The organism is Microbacterium wangyouchuni, from assembly GCF_054072595.1.
On the sequence record NZ_JBSVRM010000008.1, the window covers coordinates 23,140 to 35,280 of the forward strand.

The 12,141-nt window shown below is 63.1% G+C and carries 9 protein-coding genes and 3 tRNA genes; all 12 read left to right on the top strand.

Going from position 1 to position 12,141, the window contains the following annotated elements:
- Window positions 1–51: 51 nt before the first annotated feature.
- The gene (gene rpoC, locus ACW5CM_RS13930; protein WP_438253091.1) at window positions 52–3,927 is read left to right on the top strand and encodes a DNA-directed RNA polymerase subunit beta'; all 3,876 of its coding nucleotides are present in this window, start codon (window positions 52–54) and stop codon (window positions 3,925–3,927) included.
- A 203-nt stretch (window positions 3,928–4,130) separates the two neighbouring features.
- A complete protein-coding gene (locus tag ACW5CM_RS13935) occupies window positions 4,131–5,051 on the top strand; it encodes a carbohydrate kinase family protein (RefSeq protein WP_457125360.1) in 921 nt (306 codons plus the stop codon).
- A gap of 87 nt (window positions 5,052–5,138) precedes the next feature.
- A tRNA-Tyr gene (locus tag ACW5CM_RS13940) sits at window positions 5,139–5,223 on the top strand.
- A 127-nt stretch (window positions 5,224–5,350) separates the two neighbouring features.
- Window positions 5,351–6,229, top strand: a complete 879-nt coding sequence (locus tag ACW5CM_RS13945; RefSeq protein ID WP_438253094.1) for a bile acid:sodium symporter family protein — start codon at window positions 5,351–5,353, stop codon at window positions 6,227–6,229.
- A gap of 9 nt (window positions 6,230–6,238) precedes the next feature.
- Window positions 6,239–6,733: an FBP domain-containing protein gene (locus ACW5CM_RS13950; RefSeq protein ID WP_457125361.1), complete on the top strand. Its 495-nt coding sequence runs from the start codon at window positions 6,239–6,241 to the stop codon at window positions 6,731–6,733.
- Window positions 6,734–6,790: 57 nt separating this feature from the next.
- Window positions 6,791–7,591: an enoyl-CoA hydratase/isomerase family protein gene (locus ACW5CM_RS13955; protein WP_457125362.1), complete on the top strand. Its 801-nt coding sequence runs from the start codon at window positions 6,791–6,793 to the stop codon at window positions 7,589–7,591.
- A gap of 93 nt (window positions 7,592–7,684) precedes the next feature.
- The gene (locus ACW5CM_RS13960; protein WP_457125363.1) at window positions 7,685–8,725 is read left to right on the top strand and encodes a hypothetical protein; all 1,041 of its coding nucleotides are present in this window, start codon (window positions 7,685–7,687) and stop codon (window positions 8,723–8,725) included.
- 8 nt (window positions 8,726–8,733) lie between these two features.
- Window positions 8,734–9,528: an inositol monophosphatase family protein gene (locus tag ACW5CM_RS13965; protein ID WP_457125364.1), complete on the top strand. Its 795-nt coding sequence runs from the start codon at window positions 8,734–8,736 to the stop codon at window positions 9,526–9,528.
- A gap of 259 nt (window positions 9,529–9,787) precedes the next feature.
- A complete protein-coding gene (locus ACW5CM_RS13970; RefSeq protein WP_439256154.1) occupies window positions 9,788–10,816 on the top strand; it encodes a M23 family metallopeptidase in 1,029 nt (342 codons plus the stop codon).
- Window positions 10,817–10,883: 67 nt separating this feature from the next.
- Window positions 10,884–10,955 (top strand) — tRNA-Thr (locus ACW5CM_RS13975).
- Window positions 10,956–10,989: 34 nt separating this feature from the next.
- A tRNA-Met gene (locus ACW5CM_RS13980) sits at window positions 10,990–11,063 on the top strand.
- A gap of 144 nt (window positions 11,064–11,207) precedes the next feature.
- On the top strand, window positions 11,208–12,092 hold the full coding sequence (locus tag ACW5CM_RS13985) for a hypothetical protein (protein WP_457125365.1): 885 nt from the start codon (window positions 11,208–11,210) through the stop codon (window positions 12,090–12,092).
- The last annotated feature ends 49 nt before the right edge of the window (window positions 12,093–12,141 follow it).

Here is a 12,141-nt window from a genome sequence, read left to right on the forward strand (position 1 = left end):
CTTCGACAGCGCCCGATTTCGCAGAAATTTTATTGAGACACAGGAGAACTAGTGCTCGAGTCAAACACCTTCGATGAGCTTCGCATCGGCCTGGCTACCGCTGACGACATCCGCGGATGGTCCTACGGTGAGGTCAAGAAGCCCGAAACCATCAACTACCGCACGCTCAAGCCCGAGAAGGACGGTCTGTTCGGCGAGCAGATCTTCGGACCTTCCCGCGACTGGGAATGCGCCTGCGGTAAGTACAAGCGTGTCCGCTTCAAGGGCATCGTGTGTGAGCGTTGCGGCGTAGAGGTCACCAAGAGCTCCGTCCGCCGTGAGCGCATGGGCCACATTGAGCTGGCCGCACCCGTCACCCACATCTGGTACTTCAAGGGCGTCCCCTCGCGCTTGGGCTACCTGCTGGACATGGCGCCGAAGGACCTCGAGAAGGTCATCTACTTCGCCGCCTACATGGTGATCTCGGTTGACGAGGATGCTCGTCACCGCGACCTCGCCACCCAGGAGAACAACGTCCGCCTCGAGCTGAAGACGCTGGGTGATCGTCGCGACGCGAAGATCGCCGAGCGCATGACGAAGCTGGAAGAGGATCTCGCAGCCCTGGAGGCTGAGGGTGCAAAGGCCGACGCCAAGAAGAAGGTCAAGGATGCCGCCGAGAAGGAGATGACTCTGCTGCGCAAGGGCGCAGACGAGGCCATCGCCAAGCTCGAGCGCGTGTGGGAAGACTTCCGCACACTCGAGGTCGGCGCTCTTCGTCCCGAGGACGACGTCTTCCACGAGCTGCAGGACCGCTTCGGTCAGTACTTCGAGGCCTACATGGGCGCCGAGTCGATCCAGCGTCGCCTGGCAGCTTTCGATCTGAAGACCGAGTCGGAGAACCTGCACCTGCAGATCGCCGAGGGCAAGGGCCAGCGCAAGATCCGCGCGATCAAGCGCCTCAAGGTCGTCAACTCGTTCCTGGAGACCGGCATGAGCCCGGCAGCCATGGTTCTGGATGTCGTTCCGGTGATCCCGCCGGAGCTGCGCCCGATGGTGCAGCTCGATGGTGGCCGCTTCGCAACGAGCGACCTCAACGACCTCTACCGTCGTGTGATCAACCGCAACAACCGTCTTCGTCGTCTGATCGACCTCGGTGCCCCCGAGATCATCGTCAACAACGAGAAGCGCATGCTGCAGGAGGCCGTTGACGCGCTGTTCGACAACGGTCGCCGTGGTCGCCCCGTCACCGGTACCGGCAACCGTGCCCTGAAGTCCCTCAGCGACATGCTGAAGGGTAAGCAGGGTCGCTTCCGTCAGAACCTGCTCGGAAAGCGTGTTGACTACTCTGGCCGTTCGGTCATCGTCGTCGGCCCGCAGCTGCAGCTGCACCAGTGTGGCCTCCCCAAGCAGATGGCTCTCGAGCTGTTCAAGCCGTTCGTGATCAAGCGTCTGATCGACCTCGGTCACTCGCAGAACATCAAGGCTGCCAAGCGCGCTGTCGAGCGCACCCGTCCCGAGGTTTGGGACGTGCTCGAGGAGATCATCCGCGAGCGTCCGGTGCTGCTGAACCGTGCACCTACGCTGCACCGCCTGGGTATCCAGGCGTTCGAGCCGCAGCTCGTCGAGGGCAAGGCCATCCAGCTTCACCCGCTCGTGTGTGCAGCGTTCAACGCTGACTTCGACGGTGACCAGATGGCTGTTCACCTGCCGTTGTCGGTTGAGGCGCAGGCTGAGGCTCGCGTTCTGATGCTCGCATCGAACAACATCCTGAAGCCGTCGGACGGTCGTCCGGTCACGCTGCCTTCGCAGGACATGATCATCGGCCTTCACCACCTCACGGTGGTCAAGGACGGCGCCAAGGGTGAGGGTCGCGCATTCGGCTCGGTTTCCGAGGCGATCCTGGCTAAGGACGAGGGCACCCTCGACCTGCAGGCGAAGGTCCGCATCCGTATTCCGGGACTGACGTTCCTCGAGGGCGAAGCGCCCGAGGGATACGAGCGTCACCACCTGCTGGATGCCTCGCTCGGCCAGGCGATCTTCAACGCCACGCTCCCGAAGGGCTACCCGTTCGTCCGCGAACCTGCCGACAAGGGCAAGCTGTCGCAGATCGTCAACAAGCTCGCCGAGGAATACCCCAAGGTCGAGACGGCTGCGACGCTGGACCGCATCAAGGACGCCGGTTTCTACTGGGCAACGCGCTCCGGTGTGACCGTTGCTCTGAGCGACATCCTTACTCCTCCGAACAAGAAGGAGATCGTCGCCAAGCACGAGAAGCTGGCTGCGAAGGTTCAGTCCCAGTACGAGAAGGGTCTCACCACTGACACAGAGCGTCGTCAGGAGCTCATCAAGATCTGGACCGAGGCAACGGACGAGGTTCAGGTCGCGATGCGCGAGAACTTCCCCGAGGACAACACCATCAACCGCATGGTGTCCTCCGGTGCTCGTGGTAACTGGCTGCAGATCCGGAACATCGCCGGTATGCGTGGTCTGGTGAACAACCCGAAGGGTGAGATCATCCCTCGCCCGATCATCTCCTCGTACCGCGAGGGGCTGTCGGTTGCGGAGTACTTCATCGCGACGCACGGTACCCGTAAGGGTCTGGCTGACACCGCTCTGCGTACCGCCGACTCGGGTTACCTGACCCGTCGTCTGGTGGATGTCTCGCAGGACGTCATCATCCGCGAAGAGGACTGTGGCACGTCGAAGGGCCTTGAGCTCCCGATCGCCGCTCCGAACTCGCAGGGTGAGCTCGTGCGCGACGCGAACGTCGAGAACTCGGTGTTCGCTCGTACGCTGGCTGCCGATGTCGTGAACGAGTCGGGTGAGGTTCTCGCCTCGGCTGGTGACGACGTCGGAGACGTTCTGATCGACCGTCTCGTCGAGCTCGGTGTCGACACCATCAAGGTGCGCTCCGTGCTGACGTGCGACTCGGCCGTCGGTGTCTGCGCACAGTGCTACGGCCGCTCGCTGGCGACGGGTAAGACCGTCGACATCGGTGAGGCCGTCGGTATCATCGCCGCACAGTCGATCGGTGAGCCCGGTACCCAGCTGACGATGCGTACGTTCCACACTGGTGGTTCGGCATCGGCGGATGACATCACCCAGGGTCTGCCCCGCGTGCAAGAGCTCTTCGAGGCTCGTACCCCCAAGGGTGCATCGCCGATCGCTGAGGCCGATGGCCGCATCACGATCGACGAGAACGACAAGGGCAAGAAGGTCATCCTTACGCCCGACAACGGTGAAGAAGAGGTTGTCTACCCGGTGCTGAAGCGTGCAACGCTTCTCGTCGAAGACGGCCAGCACGTCACCGTCGGTCAGCCGATCCTGGTCGGCACGCTTGACCCCAAGGAGGTCATGCGTGTCATGGGTGCCCGCGAGGTGCAGCGTTACCTCGTCAACGGCGTTCAGGGTGTGTACCGCTCGCAGGGTGTGCCGATTCACGACAAGCACATCGAGGTCATCGTCCGCCAGATGCTCCGCAAGGTCACCGTCGTCGATCACGCCGACACGACTCTGCTGCCGGGTGAGATGGTCGACCTCAAGCGCTACCAGGCGATCAACCGCGAGACCGTGGCCGAGGGCAAGCGTCCGGCTTCTGGCCGTTCGGAGCTGATGGGTATCACGAAGGCGTCGCTTGCGACCGAATCGTGGCTGTCGGCTGCGTCGTTCCAGGAGACGACCCGCGTGCTCACCGAGGCTGCTCTGGCAGGCAAGCGCGACCCGCTGATCGGTCTCAAGGAGAACGTCATCATCGGTAAGCTCATCCCCGCCGGAACCGGTCTTGCGAAGTACCGCGACATCACTGTCGAGGCGACGGAAGAAGCCAAGAGCGAGCGCTACCCGAACCGGATCTTCGCATCCGACGGTGCGTACGCTGAGGGCGACTTCGGCTACGTCGACTTCGACGCGTTCTCAACGGACGACGTCACGCCCGGTACCTATAACTGAGCGATAGTCCATTGAGAAGGCCCCGGTTCCGACAGGAACCGGGGCCTTCTCCGTTCCCCGGCACCGCGACACCCGTTCCGGTCGCACTTCGTGTTGCTAAAACACCGTTATAGCAGCGTCAAGTGCGACCGGAACGCATGCGGGGCGGCGTCAAGTGCGACCGGAACGCGTGTGGGCGGCGCCGAATGCGACAGAATGGCAGGATGCAGCAGAATTCCCCCAGTGCCGTGGTGATCGGTGACGCCCTGATCGACGAGATCCACGACGCCGGCGGCGTGCGCGAATTGGTCGGAGGTGCCGCGTTGAATGTCGCGGTCGGGCTCCGGCGTCTCGGCGTGCCGACGACGCTCATCGCGATGGTCGGTGATGACGAGGCAGGCGCTCACATTCGTGAGTACCTGAGTGATCACCAGGTACAACTGATCGAAAGCGTTGCCCCGCACGGCTCGTCGCGAGCAGTTGTGCAGCGCGACGCGAATGGTGAGCCGTCCTATGTTTTCAACGAAGCCGCTCAGCGCCGCAGCATCCGTTATGGCGAAGAAGCACGACAGGCTCTGCAGACCGCAGATCTTGCCGTGATCAGCTGTTTTCCCTTTGATGTACCCGGCGAGGTGGATGCTGTCGCTGACGCCCTTGCCGGCGTTCGCGTCGCGATCGACCCGAACCCGCGATCGGGCATGCTCAGCGACCGGGACGAGTTCGTCCGCGGGTTCGAGAGGCTCGTCGCTGGGGCCGCTATCGTCAAGGTCGGCGCAGACGATGCCGCGCTGCTGTACGACGGCGATCTAACGAAACTACGGGTGCGACTGCGCGCGCTGGGCGCGGATGCAGTGCTCGCGACCGCCGGATCGGATGGTGCCGTGCTGGAGTCAGATGCCGGTCTCCTTGAAGCGCCGATCGCGACCCTGCCCAGACCCATTGTCGATACCGTCGGCGCCGGGGATGCGACTCTTTCCGCCGTTGCGGAAGGCCTCGTCGGCGCGCGCCCGGAAGCGGCGGGGGAGTGGCAGAAGCTGTTGGACCGGGCGATGGATGTCGCCGCCGCAACATGCCGCGCCGAGGGCGGTCTGCTGCGCACGCCGGAGTCGTTGGATGCCGGTGATCGCGGAGTTCGGGGCAGCTGAGCTTTCGATTTCTTGCAGTCGCTTCTGGCGGGTATGCTTGATACTCGCGCCCCCGGTTGGCTGAACAGGCTGGACGGGTGTGCACCTGGCGAGTTACCCAAGCGGCCAAAGGGATCTGACTGTAAATCAGACTGCTACGCATTCACTGGTTCGAATCCAGTACTCGCCACCAAAACCCTGACTGAAGGCCTCGCGAAAGCGGGGCCTTCAGCCATTTCAGCCTCGGCGAGTACGGCCACCGGAAAATGGTCGACCCGGGATAGTGGCACCGAGGCTCGTTCTCAGCCACACTGAGGGTCATGGGATCAGCGTTGACCACCATCGGACTGCCGGTTGCACTCGGCATCATCATGCTCGGGCTCGGATTGAGCCTCACGCCAGCGGATTTCGCACGAGTGCTGAAACAGCCGAAGGCGGTGCTCGTCGCGTTAGTCTGTCAGCTCGTTGTGCTGCCGGTTGTCTGCTTCGGACTCGTGCTGCTGTTCCAGCTCCCGCCGGTGCTCGCCGTCGGCATGATGATGCTGGCGGCCTCGCCAGGAGGAACGACCGCAAACCTCTACAGTCATCTGTTCCGCGGCGATATCGCGTTGAACATCTCGCTGACCGCGGTGAACTCGGTGATCGCGGTGATCACCCTGCCACTGATCACGAACTTCGCGATCATGTACTTCAATCCGTTCGACGACCAGCTCGGGCTGCAGTGGTCGAAGGCGCTGGAAGTGTTCGCGATCGTACTGCTTCCCGTTGTGCTCGGAATGCTCGTTCGCCACTTCTGGCCGAAGTTCGCCGCCGGTATGGACAAACCCGTTCGCATTGCGAGCGTGATTATCCTCATCGTCGTGATCGGCGGAGCTGTGGCGTCCAATTGGCAACTCCTGGTGGATAACTTCGCTCGCCTCGCCCTGATCACCGTGCTGTTCTGCCTGATCAGCCTCGCCATCGGATTCTTCGTGCCGCGGGCGCTGAAGGTTGGGCGGCGCCAGGCGATCGCGACATCGTTCGAGATCGGCATCCACAACGCGACCCTCGCGATCGTGATCGCACAGACGGTGCTGGGATCGGTTGAGCTGAGTCTGCCCGCTGCCGTGTACGGCGTGCTCATGTTCTTCATCGCGTTCGGGTTCGGCTTCCTCATCCGCGGCCGTGATCGCGAGCCCCGCATTGCAACGGCTTCATAGACTGGACAGATGCGAGCGCTCACAGAATCTGAGGTCCGTGCATCCTTCATCAACGCCACGAAGGATGAACTCGCCCTCATCGAGATGCCGCACGATTTCCTGCTGCTCGATTGGGAGTTCCACGACTTTCTCGCCTGGCGTGACCCGGCCTCGAGTAAACGTGGTTGCGTGGTCATCCAGACCGATCAAGGCGTGACCGGCATCGTTCTGCGGCCAAATGACCCCGGCCGCACGCGCTCCGGAATGTGCAACATCTGCCATACGATGCAGCCGGGAAATCAGGTCGCGCTGTTCACTGCTCGTCGTTCCGGTGCGGCTGGGCACCGCGGTGACAGCGTCGGCACGTACATATGCGCCGATCTTTCCTGTCACGAGAGTGTGCGGCTGGCGCATCCACTCGCGCCCAATGAGGTGCGTGCCGAAGGGCAGGTCGACTTCCGGTTGGACGGCACGCGCCGACGGATGGAGCGTCTCGTCGCGCGTGTGCAGGAGGAGACCGGCTGACTTCGGGTCGCAGCTAAGCTGAATCCCAGTCCCACCCAGTGCTTCAAAGGAGATGCCATGAGCGATGCCATCCTGTTCTCGGTCGATGACGGCCTCGCGCGTTTGACGTTGAACCGTCCGACCCGCCTCAACGCCTTCAACGCCGATCTGGCTCAGGCATGGCGTGACGCGACGACCGAAGCGACGACGCGAGATGATGTTCGGGCGATTCTGCTCGATGCCTCGGGGCCAGCCTTCTGCGCGGGCGGGGACGTCCTCGACATGGCGACGACGACGATGGGTGAGGGCTCGCAGATCGCCGATCTCGCCGGCGTCATCAATATCGGCATCCGTGCCCTGACAGAGTCCGCGATCCCGGTGGTGGCGGCAGCGCACGGCACGACGGCGGGCGGTGGCCTTGGCATCCTGCTCTGCTCGGACTACGCCGTCATCGGCGGACGATCCAAAGTGGGCAGCCTGTACGCGAATATCGGACTCACCCCTGACCTGTCGGTATCCGCGCAGCTCGCCGCCGCTATCGGACAGCGCCGCGCTTTGCAGCTCGTTCTGCAGGACCGCCTCCTCACAGCCGAAGAGGCGCTCGAGTGGGGGATCGCCGCCGAGATCGTGGCGGGTGCGGATGCCGCGGAAGAAGCAGACCGCGTGCGCTCGCGAGCCGAGGAGATCGCACGGTTCTGGCTCGCCGGTGCGGCCAGCGCCTACGGCCAGGCCAAGCGGCTGATGCGCTCGCGCCCCGAACGCACTTTCGTCGATCAGTTGGCAGAGGAAGCACGCTCTATCGGGGCCGCTTTCGACACGGCGGATGCGAAAGCCCGCGTCGCGGCGTTCGCCGAAGCATCCGCGAAGAAGGCGCGCTGACGCGTCGGGTTTATCCACACTCCCGCAGCTCAGCGGTATCCGACGGCGGCGCGTGGCAGGATGAAAGCAACGACGGCCGAAGAGGGGACCACCATGTCAGAGGTCACAACAGTCGAGGCTGGGAAGACGAACGCCTCCCTGCTGATCAGAGGGGCGATCTGGATCGCTATCGGCGCGTTGATCGCGGCCGCCATCGTCTGTGTCATCTGGGTGCTTATCGGCAACCAGGACGGCATCATCGGCCGTGCGTTCCTGACGATCCTGCTGCTCGCGGCCTTTGCCGGCGTTGCGATTCTTGAAGCCAGCCTCGCGCCGAACCGTCCGGACTGGCTCGCGCTCGCCAGCATGATCACCTGGATCGTCGCGCTGCTGGTCGGTGCGATCAAGATTTGGATGCCCGAGGCTCCGGACGAGTACACGATGGGTGTCGGACGCTTCTTCATGCTGTTGCTCGTCGTCGGTGTGCTGCAGCTCGGTCTGCTTCATGCACGACTGTTCACGGCTGCGGCGCAGCGCTACGTGACGACGTTCACGCAGGTCATCTACTACGTCACGATTTCGATCCTGGTCGGACTGGTTGCGCTGCTGGTGTTCTTCCTGGCATTCCCGCACACCTTCGACTACGGCGACCTCTACTGGCGCATCGTCGTTGCGCTGGCGATTCTTGCCGCGGTCGGAACCACCCTCATCCCGCTGCTGAACGCGCTGTTCGCTCCGAAGAGGCCAGCTGCGCCGCATGGTTACGCGCCGAACTCGTTCGCGAGCTCGTCACCAGCGCTTGCCGCGCCGCCGGTCGCCGCCCAGCAGTGGCCGACATACGCGGACGGCGCGACCCCGTTGCCCGTGCTGCAGGACGGATCACCGGACTGGAACGCCTATTACACGGGCTATCCGACGCAGCAGCAGGCGTGGATTGAGACTTCTGCGCAGGGTTTCCCGGTGACGCCGGAACCGGTCGCGCCGGAGCAGGCCGCACCAGCACCGGAGCAGCCGGCGCCTGCGCCTGCTCAGCCTGCGCCTGCGCCTGTCCAGCAACCTGAGCCTCAGCAGCCTGCGCCCGGCCAGCATCCGATTCCTGGTCAGCATCCGACTCCTGGATCGTTCCCTCCTCCTCCGCCGGCGCCGCCGCTGTGAGCCGAGAAGTGAACGACGTTCGCCGACTCCGGGAGTTGGCCACGGATATCGCGCGAGAAGCGGGCGAGCTTGCCCGCCTGCGCCGAGCCGAAGGCGTTCTGCTGGCGGCAACCAAATCAACTGTCGCTGACATCGTCACAGAGGCCGACCGTGAAGTAGAGCAGCTCATCCGCGACAGGTTGAGCGCTGAGCGCCCGGGTGACGGATTCCTGGGTGAAGAGTCGGGCGGAGCGGACAGTGCAACCGGCCTGACCTGGGTCGTCGACCCGATCGACGGCACGGTGAACTATGCCTACGGCATGCCCGCCTATAGCGTCAGCATTGCCGTGGTCGAGGGGAACGCCGACCCGGAGACGTGGATCGGGCTTGCCGGAGCTGTCTACGCTCCTGTGCTCGGTGAACTGTTCACCGCAGCGCGCGGTGAAGGAGCATGGCTGGGGGAGATGAGGCTCTCCGTCAACGCTGAGGCTCCGGCCGGCGCGTTGCTGGCGACCGGTTTCGGCTACGATCCGGCGACTCACGATGGTGACCTCGCTACCGTGCGGCAGATCATGCCGCTCGCACGCGACCTACGCCGAATGGGCTCCGCTGCGCTCGATTTGAGCTATGTCGCGGCCGGCCGACTTGACGGCTACTTCGAACGCGGCTTGCGCCCGTGGGACTTCGCCGCCGGTGCGCTCCTGGTCACCGAAGCCGGTGGTGTCGTGACGAGAACGGATACAGCATCCGAGCGGCCGATGCTCGTTGCTGCTGGGCCCGAGATCCACGCCCAGATTTCTTCTGTTCTCCACAATGAGAGCTAGACCGTCGCACATGGCATTCACAGACCGATCACGGTAGTGTTTACCCGTTCGTTATCTTCGTAGCCCGAACTTCGAAGATCTTCCCCCCGATTCCCAAGTACCCGAGAGAACCGTTTTGCCCTTCGACTCCCCTCTGGCTGAACCTGTGCCAACGCGCCGTTCCAGCCGCGCACGGACCGCGAATTCGGTGACTCCGAACGGCACTGGCTCGGCCCCTGAGCAGCCGCTCTCTCGTCGTGAGATCCGTGAGCGTCACCGTGTGGCAACCGCCGAGACGCAGATCGTTGACGAGTCGCTTGTTGCGGATGTTGCGCAGCAGGTTGCTGCTGTCGCCGAGGTGTTGGTCGAAGCTGTGGCAGACCCGGCCGGACAGGTTCGCGTGGAGTCCGGGGCTTCGGATGTCGTCGACGAACCAGATTCTGACCTGTTCGTATGCGCATCGCGCGCGTTTCGCGCGGTTGCCGCGGAGCCGTCGATTTTCGATGCCGCTCGCGAGCAGTCGCTTCCGCCCGAGGCCACCACGATTCATGTAGCACCGCGGCGCAGCAAAGCTCGCCGCAAGCTGCTGGCCGTTGGCGCCACGGTGGGAGTCATGGGTGTAGCCGGCATGCTCGCAGTTTCGATGACGCTTCCGGCAGAAGCAGTCGCGGCGGTGCAAGGCACCCAGAACCAGACGGTGACGTCGCTGGTTGCTGGCTCGCAGGTTGTCGCATCCGACGTCGCTGAGGACGAGATCCAGGCGTACGTCGCGTCCTCCGACGTGCAGAACGACACGATTGAGCGCACCGAGAGCTTCTCGACGGCTTCGCTCATCGATCTCGCTGCGGAAAAGGGCATCCAGTACTCGAACAACCTCTACACGAATGATCCGGATGCTGCTATTCAGTGGCCGTTCGTGGTCGGTGTGTCGATGAGTTCCGGCTACGGAGCGCGCTGGGGTCGCATGCACGAAGGTATTGACCTGGTGCCCGGTGACGGTGCTCCGGTGCAGGTGATTGCCGACGGTACCGTGCGCACGGCGACTGAATCCGGCGGCAACTTCGGGGTCACCGTGTACGTGGATCACGTCATCGACGGCAAGGTCATCACGAGCCACTACTCGCACATGCAGTACGGTTCCCTGCGCGTCAGCGCCGGAGACAAGGTCAAGGTCGGCGACATCGTTGGACTGGTTGGAAACACCGGCCGCTCCTACGGTTCGCACCTGCATTTTGAGCTCATCGTCAACGGTTCGACCATCGATCCGCTGCCGTGGCTGCAGGAGAATGCGGGAAGGTACGACTACTAACCGTCTCGGTTTTTGAGAACGCCGAATAACTGGTATTCTCGTATGGTTGCCTCAGCGAGGTAACAACGCCCCGATAGCTCAGTGGCAGAGCACTTCCATGGTAAGGAAGGGGTCCCGGGTTCAAATCCCGGTCGGGGCTCGCAGCATTCATCTCACGCGGACGGATGCCTCGCGGCAGGGTAGCTCAGCTGGTTAGAGCGCACGACTCATAATCGTGAGGTCGCGGGTTCAAGCCCCGCTCCTGCTACAGATGAAGGCCCCCGAGAAATCGGGGGTTTTGTCGTATTCGGGATGCGTCGCGGTTTGGTCGCGCGGCGGGTTGTGCCGGTTTTGTGCCGGTGGCGAGACTCGCGAATGCCTGTTTGTCTGCGGTCGCGGGCATGATCGGAGCATGGATGGTGGCTATCACGGGACGCGCGCAGTTCCGATCGAGGATGCCGACGAGCTCGTCATCGTGCAGCGGATTCGAGACAGGCTGGCACTCGTTCCTGCACTCCTCGATCGGTGGAACCGCACTGCGGGAGTTGACGCTGGGCCGAGAAGTGAGCTGGCAGTGGATGACGAGCTCACGCACTGGACGCACCTCAGTTCGTACGCGCACCACAACCTAAACCACGCGGGTGATTGCCTTCGGGCGTTGACGGTGCTGATCCCGCCTGAAGGGCCGCTCGCTATCCCTTTTGTCGCACACTACCCAGTCGCGCGGTCGGGGCTCGAAGCGTCGTCGATTGCGCTTTGGATCCTGAACCCCGACGACCCGAAAGTGAGGATACAGCGCCACTTGCGAAATCTGTGGCGTGAGGTCAGTGACGAGTCATCACTGGTCAACGCCTCAGAGAACCTTGCTCTACCCGAAATGCTGCACCTCCTGGACCGTCAACGGAAGCAGCAGAAGGCCTGGAAGAAGCGATACGTAGATCAGATACGAGCCGTCGCTGCCCGTGCCGGTGTGGAAGATCCGACGACGGCGAAGTACCTCGTGGGGTTCGCTGAGATCGTTCGAGATGCGACGGCTTCGACCGGGCTGCCTGGAGGATATGGCGAAATGGTCTGGCGCATGATCAGTGGGCTGAGCCACCCCTCAATGCTTCGGTCGGTCCGTTTCATGCCGCGCACCGAGCTTGCTGACTACGGGAACGGCGTCATCGGTGTGCAGGTCACCAACGATACGGCCACTCTGCAGTACACGGTTGATGCACTTTTCTTGCAGTTCCAGACTGCGCTCGAGTTGCTTGGCCGCCGCAAGATTCAGATTGGGCGGCCTCGGCCGACGTAGTTTCACTGGATTGGCTCAGCATTTGTTACCTTTTTGAGGTACAAATGCT

Coding starts and splice junctions, on each gene's coding strand:
- ACW5CM_RS13945 (WP_438253094.1), top strand. CDS start 5,351: ATGGGATCAGCGTTGACCACCATCGGACTGCCGGTTGCACTCGGCATC.
- ACW5CM_RS13985 (WP_457125365.1), top strand. CDS start 11,208: ATGGATGGTGGCTATCACGGGACGCGCGCAGTTCCGATCGAGGATGCC.
- ACW5CM_RS13935 (WP_457125360.1), top strand. CDS start 4,131: ATGCAGCAGAATTCCCCCAGTGCCGTGGTGATCGGTGACGCCCTGATC.
- ACW5CM_RS13950 (WP_457125361.1), top strand. CDS start 6,239: ATGCGAGCGCTCACAGAATCTGAGGTCCGTGCATCCTTCATCAACGCC.
- ACW5CM_RS13960 (WP_457125363.1), top strand. CDS start 7,685: ATGTCAGAGGTCACAACAGTCGAGGCTGGGAAGACGAACGCCTCCCTG.
- ACW5CM_RS13955 (WP_457125362.1), top strand. CDS start 6,791: ATGAGCGATGCCATCCTGTTCTCGGTCGATGACGGCCTCGCGCGTTTG.